Origin of the sequence: Enterococcus wangshanyuanii (assembly GCF_002197645.1) — a bacterium.
Lineage (GTDB): Bacteria > Bacillota > Bacilli > Lactobacillales > Enterococcaceae > Enterococcus_L > Enterococcus_L wangshanyuanii.
Genome location: NZ_CP021874.1, coordinates 1,562,732 through 1,584,812, shown reverse-complemented (window position 1 = coordinate 1,584,812; position 22,081 = coordinate 1,562,732). Strand labels below are relative to the sequence as shown.

General features: G+C 37.6%; 19 protein-coding genes. All 19 read left to right on the top strand.

Annotated features, from left to right (window positions below):
• The first annotated feature begins 4 nt into the window (after window positions 1-4).
• The 19 genes from rfbA (at window position 5) to CC204_RS07560 (ending at window position 22,074) form a co-directional block, all read left to right on the top strand.
• Window positions 5-874 (top strand): glucose-1-phosphate thymidylyltransferase RfbA, encoded by an 870-nt coding sequence (gene rfbA, locus CC204_RS07650; RefSeq protein ID WP_088269649.1) that lies wholly within the window; start codon window positions 5-7, stop codon window positions 872-874.
• A gap of 13 nt (window positions 875-887) precedes the next feature.
• Window positions 888-1,460 (top strand): dTDP-4-dehydrorhamnose 3,5-epimerase, encoded by a 573-nt coding sequence (rfbC, locus tag CC204_RS07645; protein WP_088269648.1) that lies wholly within the window; start codon window positions 888-890, stop codon window positions 1,458-1,460.
• Between the two features lie 24 nt (window positions 1,461-1,484).
• Complete coding sequence (rfbB, locus tag CC204_RS07640; protein ID WP_088269647.1) at window positions 1,485-2,513, top strand: dTDP-glucose 4,6-dehydratase; 1,029 nt, start codon at window positions 1,485-1,487, stop codon at window positions 2,511-2,513.
• A gap of 189 nt (window positions 2,514-2,702) precedes the next feature.
• Window positions 2,703-3,545 (top strand): dTDP-4-dehydrorhamnose reductase, encoded by an 843-nt coding sequence (gene rfbD / locus CC204_RS07635; protein ID WP_088269646.1) that lies wholly within the window; start codon window positions 2,703-2,705, stop codon window positions 3,543-3,545.
• 119 nt (window positions 3,546-3,664) lie between these two features.
• The gene (locus CC204_RS07630) at window positions 3,665-4,393 is read left to right on the top strand and encodes a glycosyltransferase family 2 protein (protein WP_088269645.1); all 729 of its coding nucleotides are present in this window, start codon (window positions 3,665-3,667) and stop codon (window positions 4,391-4,393) included.
• Window positions 4,393-4,734 (top strand): DUF2304 domain-containing protein, encoded by a 342-nt coding sequence (locus tag CC204_RS07625; protein ID WP_088269644.1) that lies wholly within the window; start codon window positions 4,393-4,395, stop codon window positions 4,732-4,734. The genes CC204_RS07630 and CC204_RS07625 overlap by 1 nt, the downstream gene beginning before the upstream one ends.
• Window positions 4,734-5,078: a hypothetical protein gene (locus CC204_RS07620; protein ID WP_088269643.1), complete on the top strand. Its 345-nt coding sequence runs from the start codon at window positions 4,734-4,736 to the stop codon at window positions 5,076-5,078. The genes CC204_RS07625 and CC204_RS07620 overlap by 1 nt, the downstream gene beginning before the upstream one ends.
• A 151-nt stretch (window positions 5,079-5,229) precedes the next feature.
• A complete protein-coding gene (locus CC204_RS07615) occupies window positions 5,230-6,024 on the top strand; it encodes an ABC transporter permease (RefSeq protein WP_088269642.1) in 795 nt (264 codons plus the stop codon).
• A 51-nt stretch (window positions 6,025-6,075) separates the two neighbouring features.
• Window positions 6,076-7,293, top strand: coding sequence for an ABC transporter ATP-binding protein (locus CC204_RS07610; RefSeq protein WP_088269641.1), 1,218 nt, complete (start codon window positions 6,076-6,078; stop codon window positions 7,291-7,293).
• A complete protein-coding gene (locus tag CC204_RS07605) occupies window positions 7,283-10,426 on the top strand; it encodes a glycosyltransferase (RefSeq protein ID WP_088269640.1) in 3,144 nt (1,047 codons plus the stop codon). The genes CC204_RS07610 and CC204_RS07605 overlap by 11 nt, the downstream gene beginning before the upstream one ends.
• Before the next feature lie 105 nt (window positions 10,427-10,531).
• The gene (locus tag CC204_RS07600) at window positions 10,532-12,676 is read left to right on the top strand and encodes a glycosyltransferase family 2 protein (RefSeq protein ID WP_088269639.1); all 2,145 of its coding nucleotides are present in this window, start codon (window positions 10,532-10,534) and stop codon (window positions 12,674-12,676) included.
• Between the two features lie 40 nt (window positions 12,677-12,716).
• On the top strand, window positions 12,717-14,678 hold the full coding sequence (locus CC204_RS07595; protein ID WP_188634517.1) for a DUF7657 domain-containing protein: 1,962 nt from the start codon (window positions 12,717-12,719) through the stop codon (window positions 14,676-14,678).
• Window positions 14,679-14,707: 29 nt separating this feature from the next.
• Window positions 14,708-15,862, top strand: coding sequence for an EpaQ family protein (locus CC204_RS07590; protein WP_088269638.1), 1,155 nt, complete (start codon window positions 14,708-14,710; stop codon window positions 15,860-15,862).
• A 133-nt stretch (window positions 15,863-15,995) separates the two neighbouring features.
• The gene (locus CC204_RS07585) at window positions 15,996-17,390 is read left to right on the top strand and encodes a sugar transferase (RefSeq protein WP_088269637.1); all 1,395 of its coding nucleotides are present in this window, start codon (window positions 15,996-15,998) and stop codon (window positions 17,388-17,390) included.
• Window positions 17,391-17,404: 14 nt separating this feature from the next.
• Window positions 17,405-18,229, top strand: a complete 825-nt coding sequence (locus tag CC204_RS07580) for a glycosyltransferase (protein WP_088269636.1) — start codon at window positions 17,405-17,407, stop codon at window positions 18,227-18,229.
• A 205-nt stretch (window positions 18,230-18,434) separates the two neighbouring features.
• The gene (locus CC204_RS07575; RefSeq protein WP_088269635.1) at window positions 18,435-19,316 is read left to right on the top strand and encodes a LicD family protein; all 882 of its coding nucleotides are present in this window, start codon (window positions 18,435-18,437) and stop codon (window positions 19,314-19,316) included.
• A gap of 3 nt (window positions 19,317-19,319) precedes the next feature.
• Window positions 19,320-20,024: an IspD/TarI family cytidylyltransferase gene (locus CC204_RS07570; protein ID WP_088269634.1), complete on the top strand. Its 705-nt coding sequence runs from the start codon at window positions 19,320-19,322 to the stop codon at window positions 20,022-20,024.
• A gap of 9 nt (window positions 20,025-20,033) precedes the next feature.
• The gene (locus tag CC204_RS07565) at window positions 20,034-21,086 is read left to right on the top strand and encodes an NAD-dependent epimerase/dehydratase family protein (RefSeq protein WP_188634518.1); all 1,053 of its coding nucleotides are present in this window, start codon (window positions 20,034-20,036) and stop codon (window positions 21,084-21,086) included.
• Window positions 21,087-21,093: 7 nt separating this feature from the next.
• The gene (locus CC204_RS07560) at window positions 21,094-22,074 is read left to right on the top strand and encodes a glycosyltransferase family 2 protein (protein WP_088269632.1); all 981 of its coding nucleotides are present in this window, start codon (window positions 21,094-21,096) and stop codon (window positions 22,072-22,074) included.
• The last annotated feature ends 7 nt before the right edge of the window (window positions 22,075-22,081 follow it).

Here is a 22,081-nt window from a genome sequence, read left to right as displayed (position 1 = left end):
TTTCATGAAAGGGATCATCTTAGCTGGAGGAAGTGGAACCAGACTATATCCATTAACGAAAGCCACATCAAAACAACTAATGCCGGTCTATGACAAACCAATGATCTATTATCCAATGTCAACACTAATGCTGGCAGGAATCAAAGAAATTTTGATCATTTCAACGCCGGATGACACACCAAGATTTGAAAGTCTTTTTGGAGACGGAAAAGATTTGGGGATTCATATTGAATATGCGGTTCAAGAAAGCCCGGACGGACTGGCTCAAGCCTTTATTATTGGCGAAGAGTTTATCGGTGATGATAGTGTTTGTCTTGTATTAGGAGATAACATTTATTATGGCGGAGGCTTATCTAGCATGCTTCAACGAGCGGCTTCAAAAGAAAGCGGGGCGACTGTTTTCGGCTATCACGTGAATGATCCGGAACGCTTCGGTGTTGTTGAATTTGATGGGGAGATGCAGGCTCTTTCGATTGAAGAAAAACCAGAAAAACCTAAGTCAAACTATGCTGTTACAGGTCTTTATTTCTATGATAACGATGTGGTGGAAATCGCCAAAAATATCAAACCATCTGATCGTGGCGAATTAGAGATCACAGATGTGAATAAAGTCTATTTAGAAAAAAATAAATTATCTGTAGAAGTCATGGGTAGAGGCTACGCTTGGCTAGATACAGGAACCCATGAGTCATTATTAGAGGCATCGACATTTATCGAAACGATCGAAAAACGCCAAAACTTGAAGGTCGCTTGTTTAGAGGAAATCGCTTATAGAATGGGCTACATCACAAAAGACGCATTGATCGAACTAGCACAGCCGCTGAAGAAAAACGGTTATGGACAATACTTGTTACGATTAGCAGAAGCAGAGTAGGGGCGAGAAATAGATGAAAGTTATTGATACAAAATTACAAGATGTAAAAATCATTGAGATGGACGTGTTTGGCGACCACCGTGGTTTTTTCACTGAAAGCTATTCAAAGGAAAAATTTTTGGCGCACGGACTAGACTTTGACTTTGTCCAAGATAACCATTCTCTATCAAGTGAAGCAGGCGTGTTACGCGGGCTGCACTTCCAAAAAGGAGAAGCCGCTCAAACCAAATTGATTCGTGTGGTGACTGGTGCAGTTCTGGATGTTATTGTAGATATCCGTAAAGGCAGTCCAACGTATGGTCAATGGGAAGGGTACATTTTATCTGAACATAACCATCGTCAATTGTTAGTACCTAAAGGCTATGCACATGGTTTTGTGACGTTGACGCCAAATGTCAACTTCATGTATAAATGCGACAATTACTATAATGCTCCTGCTGATGGCGGAATCGCATTTGACGATCCAGATTTATCGATCGACTGGCCGATCGATATTCAAAAAGCAATTACGTCTGAAAAGGATAAAAATCACCCGACATTAAAAGAATTTGAAGCAGAAAATCCATTTGTCTATGGTGAAATCTAAAAAAGTTTAGGAGAGATCTTAAAAATGAAAAAGATCATTGTTACTGGTGGAGCAGGCTTCATCGGATCAAACTTTGTTCATTATGTGGTGAACAATCATCCGGAAGTACATGTTACTGTCTTAGATAAATTAACCTACGCAGGAAATGAAAAGAACCTTGAAGGACTACCGAAAGACCGTGTGGAACTGGTTGTCGGCGATATCGCTGATGCTGAACTAGTCGATCGCTTAGTCAAAGAAACAGACGCAGTCGTTCACTATGCTGCAGAATCGCATAATGATAATTCATTGAACGATCCATTTCCATTCGTTCAAACAAATATCATTGGGACATATACGTTGATCGAAGCATGCCGTAAACATGATGTTCGTTATCACCATGTATCGACAGATGAAGTGTATGGTGACTTACCATTACGTGAAGATTTACCGGGACATGGAGAAGGAGCTGGAGAGAAGTTTACTGCGGAAACACCTTATAATCCATCAAGTCCATATTCTTCCACAAAAGCTGGATCAGATTTATTAGTGAAGGCTTGGGGGCGTTCGTTTGGCTTAAAAGCAACGATTTCAAACTGTTCAAATAACTATGGTCCATATCAGCATATCGAAAAATTCATTCCGCGTCAGATCACTAATATTCTAAGCGGAATCACACCAAAATTATACGGTGCTGGAAAAAATGTTAGAGACTGGATCCATACAAACGATCACTCTTCTGCAGTTTGGGCCATTTTAACGAAAGGTCGCCTTGGCGAAACCTATTTGATCGGTGCTGACGGAGAAGAAGACAATAAAACTGTGATCGAAATGATCTTAGAATTGATGGGACAACCTAAAGATGCTTATGAGCATGTGAATGATCGTGCGGGTCACGATTTACGTTATGCGATCGATTCAACAAAACTACGTGAAGAATTAGGCTGGTCACCAGAATTTACGAATTTCCGTGACGGTTTAGCTGACACGATCAAGTGGTATACAGAGAATGAAGACTGGTGGAAAGCAGATAAAGATGCTGTAGAAGCCAACTATGCGAAAAGCGGTCAATAATCGATATCATTTTACCGATGTCATGTACCTGATTTTAACCAAGTAAGATTAAAATAGTGACTTATTGAGCGTGGGACAAAACTAAGCATTGGTTTTGCTCCACGCTCTAAATACGAAATGACAAAGGAATGCAATCATTAGGTGAATGTCACTTGGTGGTCCCTTTGTTTCTGAGAGGAGCAATTACGAATGATACTTTTAACTGGCGGAAATGGACAACTAGGAACAGAATTACGTCATTTACTTGATGAACAAGGTTTAGAGTATGTGTCAACAGATTCAAAAGAGATGGATATCACTGATGCAGAACAAACGATGGCCTTTATTACAGATTTAAAGCCCGAGGTGATCTACCATTGTGCAGCCTATACAGCAGTTGATAAGGCTGAAGACGAGGGTAAAGAACTAGATGAAAAAATCAATGTAGATGGCACGCGTAATGTGGCTCTTGCGGCACAAAAAGTCGGTGCAACCTTGGTTTATGTAAGTACAGATTACGTATTTGATGGAACGAAAAAAGAAGACACCTACAAGACGGACGATCAAACAAACCCTCAAAATGAGTATGGGCGTACAAAACTATTAGGGGAACAAATCGTACAAGAAATCATGGAAGACTATTATATCATTCGGACATCTTGGGTGTTTGGGCAATATGGACATAATTTTGTCTTCACGATGCAGCGCTTAGCAGAAACAAACAAACAATTGACTGTGGTAGATGATCAATTTGGTCGTCCGACATGGACAAGAACATTAGCTGAATTTATGACTTTTGCTATTAAAGAGAAAGTACCTTATGGCGTCTATCATTTATCGAATGACAACAGTTGCAGTTGGTATGAATTTGCCAAAGAAATTTTAAAAGACAAGGATGTTGACGTTTTGCCTGTGGATTCAAGTAAGTTCCCACAAAAAGCGACTCGACCTAAATACTCTGTGATGGATCTTGATAAAACAAAAGCCTTAGGGTTTAAGATTCCGACTTGGCAAGAAGCCTTAGCAGCGATGTTGACACAAGTCACAAAATAAACTAGCAATAGACAAACAGACAATAGAAGCAGTTATTTGATTCTATTGTTCTGTCTGTTGTTGATGTGAACTAGAGATACAATAAAAGAAAGTGAATATTACTGGATGGAGGGCTTATCTTGCGGATTCTTTTGATTATTCCTGCGTATAATGAAGAAGAGACGATCTTGAAGACGATTCGCTCAGTCGAACAATTCAAAGAAGTCCATAAAAATGATTATTCTTATACGATCGATTATGTTGTGATCAACGACGGATCGACGGATAAAACGCAAGTGATCTTAAATGAACATCAGATCAATTCGATTCATTTGGTCATGAATCTGGGGATCGGTGGAGCGGTGCAAACAGGCTACCGTTATGCTGAGAAAAACAAGTATGACATTGCTGTACAATTTGACGGAGATGGGCAGCACGATATTCGCAGCCTAGATGCGGTGGTGCAGCCGATCATAAAGCAACAAGCGGACTTTGTTATTGGTTCGAGGTTTTTACCAAATGAAAAGACAGCCTTTCAAACAACCTTTATGCGGCGTGTCGGCATCAGGATCCTTTCATTTTTGATTTATCTGTCTTCAGGAAAAAAAATCTATGATGTAACATCTGGTTATCGGGCGTGCAATCGAGAAATCATTGCTTACTTTGCAAAGAAATATCCTACGAGTTATCCTGAACCTGAATCAACGGTTCATTTGCTGAAAAAGAAATTTACGATCAAAGAAGTTGCAGCGAATATGAGAGAACGTTCTGGCGGTCAATCTTCGATTCGCGCATTTACATCAGTCCGTTACATGTTTGAAGTTAGTTTGGCGATTCTTGTATCAAGCTTTATGAGGGAGGGAGATTAATGAGCGGCATTTTACGTGTTGAGATGGTTTTGTTCTCATTGATTTTCTTTATTTACATTATTCGTTCCATTAATAAAAATGTGTTTTTGTTAAAAAATGCGATTCGCTGGCTGATCATTTCCGTTGGCTTGGTCGTAGTTGCGATATTTCCTGAATTACCAGAATGGTTAAGCAAGAAGTTGGGGTTTGAAACCACATCGAATTTTTTGTTGATCATGGCGATCTTTGTATTGCTTTTTATTGAAATCAAGAATTCTGCCCTACTATCAAAGCAGCAAAACCAAATTAAATTATTGACTCAGGAACTATCTATTTTAAAAGATAAAAAGGAGAAAAAATAATGCTACTATTTTTAATCTATGTTGTTTTATCTACATCGGGTCTGATCTTAGTGAAATTAGGATCACAAGCGACAGCGATCCATTTTACGAATGCTGTTTTTTCTTTTTCGATGTCTCTAACGACGATCATTGGTTTTTTATGCTACATGTTTAGCTTTGTGCTATGGATGGTCATCATCAGTAAATCGGAAGTTTCTTACATCGTCCCATTAGGTGTTGCATGTACGAATATTGCTGTATTATTAGGTTCAAAACTGATTTTGCATGAGCAAGTGACCTTGGGAACTGTGATCGGTACAGCGGTGATCATCCTTGGGATCGTGATCATTCAATTAGCGAAATAACTGTACTTAAAAAGAGTACCGCTTTCGTAAATCTTAAGAAAATACTTACATAACTTGAAAAAAGAGTACATATTCTTTAAACTAGTAATGTTATGCAGCTTATTTTTAACGAAGAATATCAAGCAACGGAAACAAGAAAGGAAAAGAGTCAATGATACGAGCGACACTATCGATTTTTAAAAATATCTTTGAGAATAGAAAACTGCTGGTCCAGTTTTCATTTAACGATTTTAAATCAAAATATGCAGGTTCTGCACTGGGGATCGTGTGGGCGTTCATTACACCTCTTGTGACCGTGTTGACATACTGGTTTGTATTTTCACAAATTCGTGCACGGGGAGCGGACGAAGCGTATCCGTTTATCGTTTACCTAGTAACGGGATTGATTCCGTGGTTCTTTTTCTCTGATTCATTATTATCCGCTACTAATGTTTTTAGAGAATACAGCTATCTTGTTAAAAAGGTAGTGTTCAATGTACAGATTTTACCAACGTCAAAAATTTTATCGAGCTTGTATACCCATCTATTCTTTATCTTGATCGGTTTCGGGATCACTTCATTGAGCGGAGTTTTCCCAACATTGAAAGCTTTGCAGTTAATCTATTACTTGTTCTGTCTGATCATTTTTTTAACAGGCGTGACGTGGTTAACGGCCTCAACACAGCCTTTCTTACCAGATATCATGCAGTTTATCAATGTGGCGATGCAAACGATCATGTGGACTTTGCCGATTCTTTGGTCACCAAGCGGCTGGATTGAAAAACTATTAAAAATCAATCCGCTGTACTATGTTATTCAGGGCTATCGAGATTCCTTTACAAATGGTCCTTGGTTCTGGGAACGCTGGCAATACGGCTTATATTTCTGGGGCTTTACGATCATTCTTTTATTAGCAGGTTCAGTTGTATTTAGACGCCTAAAACCGCATTTTTCAGACGTATTATAATCAGTACGGAGACAGAAAATACGGGACAGGTAAGTACAAGGAGAGTAAATCATGGCAGAGTATGCAATCGATATACAAAATATTACAAAAACTTATAATATGTACAAAAAACCGTCAGATCGGTTTAAAGAAGCACTTAATCCGCTCAAAAAGAGCTATCATGATCTTTTTTATGCATTAAAAGATGTAACGCTTCAAATTGAAAAAGGTGAAATGATCGGTTTTGTTGGTGAAAATGGTTCAGGAAAATCAACGATCTTGAAAATCATTACAGGGGTTTTGACGCCGACTGCAGGAACGATGAAAATCGATGGCAAGATTTCGGCTTTATTGGAATTAGGATCAGGCTTTAACCCAGAATATTCAGGATATGAAAATATCTTTTTAAACGGAATGGTCCTTGGTTTTTCTAGAGAAGAGATGGAAGAACGTGTGGATGATGTGATCCAATTCGCAGATATCGGTGATCATTTGTATCAGCCGGTCAAAACCTATTCTAGCGGGATGTTTGTGCGCTTAGCTTTTGCTGTAGCAATCAATGTCGATCCGGATATTTTGATCGTTGATGAAGCATTAGCTGTTGGAGATTTAGAGTTCCAACTGAAGTGTATGGAGAAATTTACTGAAATCAAAAATTCAGGAAAAACGATTTTATTCGTCTCCCATGATGTCAATTCGATTCGTCGTTTTTGTGACCGAACGTTTTGGTTGAAAAATGGTGAAGTTGTTGAGTCTGGTGATACGATGGATGTCACGACGAATTACGAAAACTTTTTAAAGAAAAAATCGATCAAAACAGTGGATCGAGAAAAAACGATCCAAAATCAAGAGACAGTTCCAGATATCATCGATATCGAAAAAGCGACATTATTGAATGCAGCATTGGAACCTTTAGAGATCGTAACACAAGATGAAAAAGTGATACTTAAAATTGAATATACAGTGAAGAATGAGTCGATCAAATCACCGGTCTGCGGTGTTGCGATTCGAACGGTAGATAACAATTATGTCTGTGGACTAAATACATTGCTTGATGAAATCAAGATCCCTTGGAAAAAAGGGAAAAATGTTTTTTATTTAGAATACGGCAAAATGTCACTTTTAACGGGAGAATATTATTTTGATATTGCTTTCTTTGAAGAACACGCTACAGTACCTTTAGTTTATAAAACGAAATACCTGAACATGTTTATTAGCGGTCGCTATGCAGGCGAAGGCATTGTCATTTTAGATCATGAATGGAAGGATACTATTAAAGATGAAGTATGATTTTGAGATGGAAGTTGACGAGAGTACCAGTGTTGGTAAAATCGTCGCTCAAATAAAAGAAAATAGCAATGTGTTGGAGTTTGGCCCAGGTAATGGTCGAATGACCAGCTATTTAATGGAGGAAAAGCACTGTTCAGTTTCTATTGTGGAACTGGACAAGGAGCTTTTTGACTATGTCAGTGAGTTTTCTACAGATGCTTTTTACGGAAATATCGATGAAGAAGCATGGACGAAGTATTTTGAAGGGCAAACCTTTGATTATATTATTTTTGCGGATGTTCTTGAACATCTGATGGACCCGAAAAGTGCGTTGAAGAAAGTGAAACCTTTCTTGAGCGAGGGAGGACAAATTCTGATTACCTTCCCTAACTTGGCGCATAATTCTGTCTTGATCGATCTATTCAATAATAAATTAGATTGGCGTGAAACAGGTCTATTGGACGCCACCCATAAGTCTTTCTTTGTTCAAAGCGGCTTTGAAAAAGTCTTTGAAGAGGTAGGCTTATTTATCGTTAAAGAGGACTTTACGATCAATCAAGTCGGTTATAATGAACTTGAATCAACGTATGAGGATTTGCCTGTAGAAGCGCGCGCTGCTTTTAAAGCTCGCCCATTCGGAGAAGTGTATCAATATTTTTATGCGCTTAGTGCGACAGCAGTCGATGATCCTGTTCGGGTCATTCCAGAAAACTCAAGCTATAGTAAAAATATTCACTTTTTGTATGACTGTGGCGAAGAAGAGCAAATAGAATTTGATATTCAAATAAATAATGTTACAGGTGAGAATAAAACATTTACGATCGATATTCCTGACAACATCAAGCTACTAAAAATTTTCCCGAGCATGACGGGTGCAGTAGTCGATATTTCGATGACTTCCTCTGATACGGAAGTCAAGCCAAGTGCAACAAATGCGGTTTATGCTAAAGAGAATCGTTACTTCTTTTCAGATAATCAAGTACCTGTAATGGAGATCAATGACAAAAAGATCGCAGGTAAGCCAATGACGCTTAGCTTTGATTACCAATATGAAGGTGAATTTTCTGAGATCGTTCATGAGTTGATCGATTACGCAATTGAAAAAAGAGATGAACAGAATGAATTAAAAAATAAAAATTCGATGGTGCGTGGAAAACAAATGAGTAAATATAAAAAAGTGTCGATCAGTAAATTTGATTCGTTCGTTTCATTGAACATCGATGATATCGTTCGTCATGTTGAAGAGAAAAAGACGGTCATTCGCGGCTGGGCTTATTCTAGAGAAGATAAACTTCCTGTTACTTTTGAAGTGACGGCTGAATCAGCGGTTGAGTATGCTGTGACAACAGAATATCGTCGTGATGTGATCGATATGTTTGAACTAAAAGGGGATCAGGATTACGGTTTTGAGATCGAGGTCAAAGATCCAGAAGATCAGCCAACCTATATTTTGAATGTTGCTGCCAACAATGGTCGGAAATTACAATATCGCTTAGAAAAACCAAACATGGTACAACCGGGCGGAAAAGTTCAACGTGCATTACGTTCGATCCAAACAAGAGGGTTAGTTGGATCAATGAAATGGTACTTCAAACGTCAAGAACAATTAGAAACACCTGTCGATGCAACGGCTATTTTAGAAGAAATCAAAACATTTACTTATCAGCCAAAAATCTCAGTGGCAGTACCCGTTTATAATGTAGAAGAAAAATGGTTGGATGCCTGTGTTTCTTCTCTTCAAAACCAATATTATGAAAACTGGGAACTTTGTTTAGCTGATGATGCGTCCCCAAGTGCTTATATCAAGCCATTACTTAAAAAATATGCGGATGCAGATGATCGAATCAAAGTGATCTATCGTGAAGAAAATGGCCATATCTCTGAAGCGACCAATTCAGCATTGACGATCGCAACGGGTGAATATATCGGCTTTATGGATAATGATGATGAGCTTGCGCCGCAAGCATTATATGAAGTGGTCAAAGCGCTGAATGAAGATCAAACGATCGATTTCATTTACACTGATGAAGACAAAGTCACTGAAAGCGGCAAACGCTTCAACGCTTTTTACAAATCTAAATGGAATCCTGAATTGATTTTGAATCATAATTACATTACTCATTTTGTTGTAGTCAAACGTTCAGTTTTAGAAAAAACGGGTGGATTGAATACAGAATTTAATGGTGCACAAGATTATGATTTCGTGTTACGGGCAACAGAAAATGCAGAGAATATCGCACATATTCCAGGGATGATGTACCATTGGCGTGCGATCGAATCGTCAACGGCCTTGAATCCTGAAAGCAAAGGCTACGCGTATGTCGCTGGTCAAAAAGCGTTGCAAGCGGCGATGGATCGCCGTGGGATCAAAGCCAACGTTGAGATCGCCGAGTTTTATGGCTCATATAAGGTCAATTATACGTATGAAACTGTACCAAAAGTTTCAGTGATCATTACAAATGACACAGCAGATATCAATGATTATCTGAAAAAAATTCTTGAAAAAACAATTTACGAGAATTACGAGATCGTCTTACCGGAAGCTTTGAAACAAACCGTACAGTCGACCAGTAATAAACTTGTTTATCATGAAGGACAAACAAGAGACGCATTGATCAAAGCAAGCTCAGGGGAATATATCGTTCTTTTAGATGCAGGTCTTGTTCCAACTAAAAGTAACTGGCTGCTTGAGATGATGAATATGGCGCAACAACCGTCAGCCGGCATCGTCATGGGTCGAATCGTCGATTATCGTTATCGCATCGAAAATGTAGGGATGTCGATCGATTTAGAGAAAAAACGTCTTCAGTATCCAGAAGAAGGAACACCTGGCAAGAGCTTAGGGTATTACTACCGAATTGCATTACCAAGAAATATCCAGGCGGCAACAGAAAGATGTATGGTGTTTAGAAAGGCCGATTACCTTGCAGTTTCAGGAATCGATGAAGGATTAGGTAAAGATCTGATGGGAACAGACTTATCCTTGCAGTTTGCTAATACATTAGATAAAACGATCATTTACTGTTCGTATGCTATTTTCAAGGCAGATGAAAAAATCAAAAATCTTGATAAAAAAGGCAACTTCAAAGAGTTATCAAGCAAATGGTCTGAAGCAGAAATGACTGATAAATATAGAAATCCTAAGCGATTATAGAATTGTATTTCAAGTATAAAGATAACGACAGCTATTATTTATTTTAAGGGCGCCAGCCCGAAAAATAATAGCTGTCAAACCTTTAAATTATAAGGAGAACAAATCATGAACGATGAGATCAAAGTCATTATTGATAGTATCTATCGAGAGAAACAAACCAATAATTTAACGATCACCGGTTGGGCATTGGATACGGAATCAAATACCAGCCCGGAAATTTCGGTTATCAATCAAGAGCAAGTGACTTCATATGACGTTAAGCGTGTATTGAGAGAAGATGTGAACCAGATTTACGAAACGGATGCTTCTGTTTTGGCTGGATTTGAGATTAAACTAGAGGGCTTATTAAAGAAAGATAAGCTGGAGATTCGTTTTACATCAAATGAAGGCAAAATAAACGATTCACAATGGATCGATTTAGGTAAAAAACATCCCTTGATTCCCGGAACAGAAGACAAGATGGCTCGATTGATGATCAATGTACATAAAGGAATCAGTTACCTAAAAAGAAATGGTCTAAAAGGCACGATTCAGCGTGTCAAGATCGAAAAAATCCGCAGACAGTCCTCGTATCCTAGTTGGTTGGAACGAAATGAGCAGTTTGATTTTGAACAAATCAAGTCAGAAATCTCAGCCTTTGATTATCAGCCAAAAATTTCGATTGCGATGCCCGTGTACAATGTTGAGGAAAAATGGCTGCGTCGTTGTATTGATTCGATTTTGATTCAAGATTATACGAATTGGGAATTGTGTATGGCAGATGATGCTTCTACTGATCCTAAAGTTAAAGAGCTTTTGACAGAATATCAGGAATCTGATGAACGGATCAAAGTCATTTTTAGACAAAAAAACGGACATATTTCAGAAGCAACGAATTCTGCACTTGAGCTTGCGACAGGTGAGTTTGTCGCTCTTTTAGATAATGATGATGAGTTACCTAGAATTGCTTTTTATGAAGTGGTCAAAGCACTGAACGAAAATCCAGCGCTTGATTTACTTTACAGTGATGAAGACAAGATCGATATGGAAGGCAACCGATCAGATCCGTCATTTAAACCAGATTGGTCACCAGATCTACTGTTAGGAACAAATTATATTTCTCATTTAGGTGTATACCGTAGAACGATACTCGAAGAAATTGGCGGCTTCAGAAAAGGCTATGAAGGATCTCAGGATTATGATTTAGTCCTTCGTTTTACCGAAAAAACATCAGCTGACCGAATCAAACATATTCCAAAAGTTCTTTATCATTGGCGGATGCTGCCGACATCAACTGCAGTCGATCAATCAACAAAAGGCTATGCTTTTGAGGCTGGATTAAAGGCTGTTCAGGATGCTCTAATACGACGCGGCATCAAAGGACATGCGAAACATGGTCGTGCCAACGGGTTATACGATGTCTATTATGATATCGAAATACAAGAGCTAGTTTCGATCATTATCCCGACTAAAAATGGCTATAAAGATGTGAAACGTTGTGTCACTTCGATCATCGAAAAGACGACCTATAAAAATTATGAGATCATTATTGCAGATAATGGCAGCACAGATGAGAAGATGAAAGAACTTTATCGGTCATTTGAAGAAATGCTTCAAGAACGGTTTCGAGTGACGACGATCGATATTCCATTCAATTTCTCTAAGATCAATAATATTGCTGCTAAGGATGCAAATGGCAAGTACCTGTTATTCCTAAATAACGATACAGAAGTGATCAATGCAGACTGGCTGAGTTTGATGGTTTCATTTGCACAATTGGAACGAGTTGGTTGTGTTGGCGCAAAACTGCTATATCCTAATAATACGATCCAGCATGCAGGAGTCATTTTAGGACTTGGCGGAATCGCAGGGCATGGGCATTATGGATATCCTCACGGAGACCTAGGTTATTTTGGAAAATTAGCGTTGAATGTTGACTATTTAGCAGTGACGGCAGCTTGCTTATTAATGAAAAAAAGCGATTTTGATGCCGTTTCAGGTTTTGACGAAGATTTCACCGTTGCATTCAATGATGTGGACTTATGTTTAAAAGTCAAAGAGCTTGGCCGTGATAATGTTTGGCTTCATGAAGCGGAACTCTATCATTTTGAATCTCAAACTAGAGGCTATGACGATAAAGGGAAAAAGAAAAAACGGTTTGAACAGGAAAAAGCGATGATGGAGCAAAAATGGGCAGGCTTGATCGACAATGATCCATTTTATAATCCGAATTTGACTAGAGAGATTCCGAATTTTTCTTATCGAAATTAGTGTATAAAAAGTGAGTATGACTAGGAAATGGAGTTAGAAAATGGAGATACATCAAGCAAAACATAAGCAAAATAGTGCGATCAAACAAGGGATTCAGGCCTTGCTTGATCAAATCATCAGAGCGCGATTCATTATTGCTTTAGTGGTATTTATTTTAATGCTGGTTTTCAAAATTCATGGCAGTTCTTTAGCCATGTGGGATCAATATGTTTCTGATTACGCTAAAGACGGCAATAATGAAAGTGTGATTTTAGGAGAACCGAGACCGATAAGATCAGATGAGTGGATGGTTCAAACACCTTACAGCCTGTCACAAACACAAACAGGCTTAAAAAATCATAACGAAGTGATCACAGTAGATGGCCAGGATATGGTCATTGGCTATAATTCACCTGCATTAAATTTAGCTACATTGGCAAAACCGTTTACTTGGGGCTATGTTCTTTTAGGGAAAGAGCGTGGGCTGTCTTGGTATTGGGGGCTAAAATTAATTGGGCTGATGTTGCTGTCTTTTGAAATGGGTCTGATTTTGACTAAGCGCAATAAGTATTTGGCGTTATTGACCAGTGTTTGGATTCCATTTTCAGCAGCGATCCAATGGTGGTTTGTTTCTCCAGTTGGAGATTTAGTCTTCTTTACCTTTGGATTTTTAGTAGGTATGTATAATTATTTCTATGCACATGAGAAAAAATGGGCGCGTTTAATGTGTGCTGTACTAGCTGCATTATGTGCCTCCGGATTTATTTTAGTCTTGTATCCGGCTCTTCAAGTGCCTTTCGGTTATTTGATCTTATTATTTTTACTTGGCTTTTTCTTCGAATTTCGTAAGAAAGTAAAATTAGATAAATTTGATGGTCTGTTTATTGGTTTAGCTGTATTGATGACAGGAATCATCGTAGGTGTCTCACTTGTTACGTCATGGGATTCACTGATTCGAGTAATGCATACGATCTACCCGGGAAATCGAGTAAGTCTTGGCGGTGATTTTGCTAAAAAGGATCTATTTAACTTTTTAGTCAATTGGAAAATGTCATTTAAAGATGTCGTTTATGAGAACAACTCTGAACTAAGTAGTTTCTATCACTTCTTCTTTGTGATTTTGTTCGTGTCACCTTGGCTATTCTACAAAAAAATCAAAGAAAATTTATACGGCTTTTTGCTATTCGTTTTTTGTTTATTTAATATTGTTTGGATGAGTTTACGTTTTCCAACAATCCTTGCTAAAATCACGATGTATTCTTATGTTCCAGAAGAAAGAGCGAATCTAGCGTTTGGCTTTGCAGCGATTTTATTGAGTATTTGGTTTATTCAATATGTGTGGGAACAGAAAAGACTAGTATTTAAATGGCAAGTACCGATCATTATAATTAATCTGGTTTTATATTTCTTTGCGCTTTATAAAGGAAATCTAGGCTTGTATTTAAGTCGGATGGATATTATTTGGACACTTCTAGTTGCAGGTTTATTGATCGTTTTATTATTGAATCAGCGGAAATATCTGTTTTCCTTAGTGTTGCTTGCTGCAGTATTAGTTGGAGGGACGACAGTCAATCCAGTCAGCAAAGGGGTTAGTCCTGTTTATGATAAACAAATTGCTCAGAAAGTGATGGCGATCGAAAAAGAGGATCCAGGGCAGTTGTGGGCTGGAGAGCGAATGATGCATGCTTTCTTACCGATGCTAGGTGTTCATAATTTTAATGGAACAGCTTTTACTCCGAATTTAGATTCTTGGAAACCTCTCGATCCTATGGGAAAATATGAGAAAATCTATAATCGTTACTCTCACATTTACGTTGAAATCAGCACAGAGAAACCGCAATTTGAATTACTTCATGCAGATGCGTTCAAAGTGCGATTGAGCTTGGAAGATTTGATGAAATACAATATTCATTATCTAGTCACCTATGAAACGATCGATGAGTTGGCTACAGAAGAAATCCAAGTCAAACAATTATACGGACCAGATACAAATAATGCGTATATCTATAAAGTGAGTTATTGATCACATACGCTTATTGAAAGGATGTCAAGATGGATAAAATCTTAAATAGAATAAGTAACCTGATTTTACTGGTTACGATTGCTGGTTCATATTTAATGTGGGTCGTTGGGATCAGCACGCCTACAACTGGCTGGATTTATACAAATAGCGTCTATCTTTTATCAGCAGCCATTGCGCTGGTTCTTTTATTGAAAATAAAATCATTGACCAAAGCAGACTGGATACTGATTATACTAGCTGTAGCGATTTTTGTATTTTATACACTAACCTCTTCTATGAGGCATAGTAATCGGTTTATCAATGCATCAATTCCATTGATTATTCTACTACTGCTTTGCTTTAAAAATACGAAGTTTACTAAGGTCGATTTAGGTCTGTTGGCCGGTATTTCCGGGACAGCACTGTTTGTGACGATTTATAGAATGTATGTCGAGCTGCCTAAATTGATCGATCCTGCATTGATTTGGAAAAATGACAATAAGCTAGAAGCGATTTGGATCAATACAAATACGATCGGTATGACGATTTTCTTGTCAGTGATGATGTTGACGATCATTATCAAGTCATTTAACATCGGCTATTTTAAATTATTGGTCATTCCTGTCTATGCTGCCGGACTTTTAGGTGTTTGGGTATGTCAGTCGAAAGCATCTCTGGGTGCGTTGATTTTCTTTATTTTAGTCGACAACATCGTTCCTAAGAAACTATTAAAAAATAATTATCTACTGCTTGCCGGTTTTGCACTATTCTTTATAGCTGGTCCATTTATTTTTTATCAGTTTGCCAAATCAGATGCGATCAATTTATTCACTGGTAGAGAAACTATCTGGGCGGAATTTTTTGAAAAATGGTTTTCTAACACTCAAAATATGCTGATAGGAATGGAACCCTTTACGGCTTCTTGGAAATCATTGGGTACACATAATAGCTTTATTTATACGTTAAGCAATTACGGTATTATCGGTTATACGCTGATTTTTAGCGTGCTGCTTTACCTATTAGCGACTAATGTATTCACGAAAACAAAACTTTCTCCGCTTCAAGTGAGTTTACTTTTAGCCTTTTTAGCGATTTGTATTCAAGCAACGATGGAAGACACGTTACTTGCGAATTACTGGTTGCCGATCGTGTACTCCTTTGTTGGACTTGCACTGCAAAAAAGTGAAGAAAAAGCAGTAAAATGATGGAATCATTTAGATAAATCTCCTCTGGATGAGGGAGAGGTTATTGTTTTTTTTAGTCTCATTGTGGTAACATGAAACGGAAAGTTTTTATCAGAAAAACAGGCTAAACGTTTATTCAGGAAGGAAGGTAAAAATGACAACTAAAAGTGAATGGAATAATGCAAAGCGAATTGCGATTATTATTATTGACGTACTTGTCTTTAATTTTTCGGTATTGGTTGGATTTTGGATTAAATTTGGATTTAACATTCCTTCATATAATTTTGTATCCTATGAGAAATCTGCTATCTATATTTCGCTGTTTTTTATCTTTTTAAATATGCTGTTGGGTGCGTATGTGTTCTATAATCGAACGATCAATGATATTGTTTTTGTCACTGTGATCGGTCAATTTTTGACGATCTTGTTTATCATGACGATCACATTTGCAGGTAGATGGTTTACGTTTCCTCGATCAGTACTTGTGTATACCTTTATCGTGGGTATCATATTGTTGAGTTTATGGCGGATTTTGGTTTACTTCTTATATTTAAAAGTCAGCTCGATCAAAAAAGTCGTGATTATAGGAACCGAGGAAAGTGTTGTCTCTGCAGCACAAAACTTTATCAGTCATAAAAATAAAAAACATCAGGTGACTAAAGTGATCGTGGATCATTACTATGAAAATTTAGTCAAGCTACTTGATGAGATCGACATTGTATATATATCTAGTCATATTGATGAAAACGAAAAATTTAAAATCTATAAACTTGTAACAAAAGCTGAGAAGAAACTATTTTTAAACACCAGCTTTGAAAATCTAATTATGTTAAAACCGAACATGATGAATTTTGAAGACGAAAGTATCATTGAGGTGTCTGATTTTAGAATCAAAGGAGAAGACAACTTCATTAAGCGTTTGTTTGATATCATGCTGTCATTTGTATTGTTAGTTATCGCTTCGCCTTTGATGCTGATTGCAGCGATCTTAGTGAAAGTAACATCTCCTGGTCCTGTGATTTATAAACAAACAAGAATCACATTAGATCAAAAAGAATTTCCAATTTTAAAATTTAGAACAATGTCTGCAACTGCAGAAGCTAAATCTGGTCCAGTTCTATCAACCAGTAATGATGCTCGTGTCACGGCTGTCGGTAAATACTTACGCGCTTTAAGAATCGACGAATTACCTCAATTGATCAATGTGATCAGAGGAGATATGGCGATTGTTGGTCCACGGCCGGAAAGACCCTTTTTCGTAGACCAGTTCAATAGTGAAAATCCTCAGTACTACTTGAGACATAACGTAAGAGCAGGAATCACTGGCTATGCACAGGTTTATGGGAAATATGCGTCAGATTACAACAGTAAATTGAACTTTGATTTATTGTACATCAAAAATTATTCATTGTTATTAGACTTAAAAATCTTATTGCAGACGATCAAGATTCTTTTTGATAAGGTGTCGTCTCAGGGTGTAGAAGAGGTTGAACGCAGTACAAAAGATCTGTCATTCTTAAGTGACAACAAAATTGAGCTATTTAAATAAAGTGAGTGAATAAAATGCAAACAATACCTGTTAGTGTGCTGATGTCTGTCTACATGAAAGAAAAGCCAGAATATTTTACCCAAACAATGGAAAGTACGCTTGCGCAATCAGTGCAGCCGGATGAAATTCTTCTTGTTGAAGACGGCCCTCTGACAGAGGAGTTGTATGAAAAGATTCAGTATTATCGCGATCGTCTAGAGGATCGTTTGACTGTGATCTCTTTAAAAGAGAATCAAGGATTAGGCACTGCATTAGCAATTGGCGTCAAGAATTGCCGCAACGAGTTGATCGCTCGAATGGATACGGATGATATTATGGCTGATGATCGTTTAGAGAAGCAATATCACGCTTTTCTCGAAAACAGCGATTTAGCAATCATCGGTTCAAATATTATTGAGTTTGAGGGAACGATCGACAATGTGTTGGCAACCAAGAAAATGCCGCTAACGAATGAAGAAATTCGTCAGTTTTCTAAAAAAAGAAATCCGTTCAATCATATGACTGTTATGTACAAAAAAGAGGCGGTCATAGCTGTTGGGAATTATCTTCCTTTACAGGGATTTGAAGATTACTATTTGTGGGTCAGATTATTGAAGGCGGGCTACGAGGGTCGGAATTTACCAGAGTTTTTAGTATACGCGCGCGCAGGTACAGAGATGTACAATCGACGCGGCGGACTGAACTATTTGATGCCTGGTTTGAAGGCAAGAAAGAAAATCTATCAAGAGGGATTGGGGAGTTTTACTGATTTCTTTTCTGTATCAGTGATTCATGTTGGCATTTGTCTGATGCCTACCCAACTACGGGGGAAGTTTTATAAACGAATGCTTAGAAAATAGCATGTTATTTCTGTATCAAAAAGAGTACATCATATAACGATTGGTTATATGATGTTTTTTTGATTTTTCCTACATTCAGAGTACTCCGACTTGTTTACAGTTGTATTAAGAACACTGGTAAGTTGTTGAAAGTTTTTATCAGATGTGAGAAAATAGACCAGATGTATTCTGAAAACAGGTACTTTGAGGAGTTTAGTATTGAACGATGAATAAGATAGAAGACACAGAACAAATCAAAAGAATTCAAAGAGTCAATTTAGAAATGGCAAACTATTTCGTCAGCTTCTGTAATGAACACGATTTGTTGTGTTATTTTTGTGGCGGCGGCTGTATTGGAACAGTCAGAAATCAAGGCTTTATACCTTGGGATGACGATTTGGATTTTTTCATGCCGCGTAAGGATTATGAAAAATTATCTGACTTATGGCAAGTACATGCGGATGTAGAAAAATATCCATTGATGAAGCCCTCTAAAACCTTCATTGATCATAATTCCTTTACAACGATCCGAGCTGCGGACACGACATTTATCAAACCCTATCAGCAGGATTTGGATATGCCTCACGGCTTGCCAATCGATATTTTTCCACTGGACGGCGCGCCGGACGGAAAATTTAAGAGAAAGATACAAAAGCTTTGGGCATTGGTTTATGCGTTATTCTGCTCACAAGTGGTTCCAGAAAAACACGGTGGAATCATGGCGTTCGGTAGTAAAGTCCTCCTAAAACTGATTCCTACCAAAAAAGGTCGTTATCGAATCTGGTCATTTGCCAGTAAGCAGATGTCAAAATATGATTTTTCTACATCTGAATACGTGACTGAACTTTGTGTAGGCCCACGTTACATGGGCAATTTGTATAAGAGAACAGACTTTGAAAAGGCAGTATACTTGCCTTTTGAAGATACAACGATGCCTGTACCGATCGGGTATGATCATTATTTGACTCAAGTATTCGGTAATTATATGGAGTTGCCAGATGAAAAAGATCGTATTTCTCATCATGATGCAGTGTTTATTGATACAGAGAACACATATAAAAAATATAAAGGAATCTACTATTGTGTGGATCAATCGAAGGAGGAATAATTAATGATTACAGCGTTGATTATTGCCGGCGGTGTCGGCAAAAGAATGGGACAGGATATACCAAAACAATTTATTATGGTTGAGGATAAACCGATTATTATTTATACATTGGAATCTTTCCAAAAGCATCCAATGATCGATAGAATTTTAGTAGTATGTAAAAAAGGTTGGGAAGATACGTTATCTGCTTATGCAAAAGAATACCACATTGATAAACTTGAATGGATCATTGAAGGCGGCAATAGTGGCCAAGAATCTATTCGAAATGGTGTGGACTTTTTAAAAGCTCATTCTGATAAAGACGATACAGTCGTGATCCATGATGGTATTCGCCCATTAGTGGACGAAATCGTTTTATCTGATGTGATCGTAAAATGTAGAGAATTCGGTAATGCTGTTACTTCAATACCATACAACGAACAAATTTTTGTTAAAGAAACAGAAGAAACAACGAAACAATATATCAATAGAGAAACATTGAGAAGAGTATCTACCCCTCAAGCATATCAATTCGATAAGCTCGCTTGGGCTTATGAGAAAGCCTTCAAAGAAGGCATTGGTATCTCGGAATCATCATACGCAAATACAATGATGGTCGATTTAGGAGAAACTCTTTATTTTGCTGTGGGTTCTGATAAGAATATCAAACTAACGACACAAGATGACCTGCAATTATTCAAAGGCTATCTTCGAATGAAAGAAGAATAGGAGAACATGATGTTTTCAAATAATCTTGATTATCAAAAAGATATCGAAAAAGTTGTTCAGGAACAATTGGCTTGGGATAAATTAAAAAATAAATCGATCTTGATTATCGGGGCTTCAGGTATGATCGGAACTTTTTTGATCGACTGCTTAATGGCTTTGAATGAGAAACAAGCTCTTAATATCTCAGTTTATGCGATGGGAAGAAATCTAGGCAAACTTGAGTCACGGTTTGCTAAATATCTAGAGGATCGACAGTTTCATTTAGTAGCAGGAGATATTTTAGAACCACTAGCTTCTGATCGTACGTATGATTTCATTGTTCATGGTGCAAGTAATACCCATCCCAAAGCATATGTAGAAGATCCAATCAATACGATCATGACGAATATCAAAGGAACCGAACAAGTACTGGAATATGCAGCGAAGCATTCTGTTGAACGGGTATTGTTTCTTTCTACTGTTGAGATATACGGAGAAAATAGAGGCGATGTAGAGAAATTTGATGAGCAGTATTGTGGGTATATAGACAGTAATACATTAAGAGCTGGTTATCCAGAAGGAAAACGGGCAAGTGAAGCGTTATGCCAAGCGTATATCCAGCAGTACGGTGTGGATGTCGTGATTCCTAGATTATGCAGAATCTTTGGACCAACGATGCTGAAAGAAGATTCTAAAGCTTCTTCTCAATTTATTCGAAATGCTGTGAATGACGAGGATATCGTCTTAAAGAGTGCAGGAACACAATATTATTCTTACTGTTATGTTGCTGATGCAGCTTACGGATTATTGTATTTGCTTCTTGAAGGTAAATCTGGCGAGGCGTACAATATTGCCAATAGCCAATTTGACTTAACGCTAAAAGAGTTGGCAGAAAAGCTAGCTGCGATCGTTGGTAGAAAAGTGATCTTTGAAATTCCAGATCAAACAGAAGCTGCGGGTTATTCTAAAGCAACGCAGGCGATTCTAGCCACTGATAAGATCGAACAATTGGGGTGGCAGCCGATTTATTCCTTAGAAGAAGGCTTAGAACAAGTCATAAGAATTATGAAAACCGAGGAGTGAAAAAGTAGTGCCTGAGATAAGTATTATTGTTCCGGTATATAAAGTAGAGCAATATTTAGATAAGTGTGTAAAATCCATTTTAGCGCAAACCTTTCAGGATTTTGAACTGATTTTAGTGGATGATGGTTCGCCGGATAATAGTGGGAAAATGTGTGATGAGTATGCGAAAGAAGATCAGCGGATCACTGTTATCCATCAAGAAAATGGTGGTTTAAGTGCAGCAAGAAATGCTGGAATCGAAGTAGCTAAAGGTCGTTATTTTGGCTTTGTTGACAGTGATGATTACATCATTGAAGATATGTATGAACTTTTATATAACAATCTAAAAAGAGAAGATGCTGATTTAGCGACTGTCGGATTTTTAGATGTTTATGCGGGGAAAGAACCTGTAATCAAAGAGAAAAAATATATCGTAACAGATATGGTCGGCGCAGCAAAAATAATGTTTGAAGGAAAGCTAAGTACGATCAGTGCGACAAACAAGCTATACAAAAGAGAAATATTTGATCATGTTCGTTATCCAGTCGGTATGATCACAGAAGATGCAGCAGTCATTTTAGACGTACTTGAAGAAACTAAAAAAGTAGTCATCGACACTAGTCAAAAATATTGTTACTTTCATCGTGAAAATAGTATCTCCAGCAACCACTTTACACACAAAGACTTGGATATGATCAAAGCATGGGAAAATAATGAAACACGTGTTGTCGCTAAATATCCTGAATTAGTTAATGTTGCTCACACTAGAGTCTGCTGGGCTTATTTTACTGTCTTGGATAAAATGATGGATAGTCCTCTGACAAACGAAGATCAGGAGACACAAAGACAAATCATCAAGTTTTTACGTAGCAATTTTACTTTTGTACTTAAAAATCAATATTTTACTAAATCAAGAAAAATAGCGATGTTCGCTTTAAAAATACATCCATACTTTTATAAGCTTTTATCACGTTTTGAGAGTAGAATGGTAAGGAAAATAAATAAGTAGATTTTAA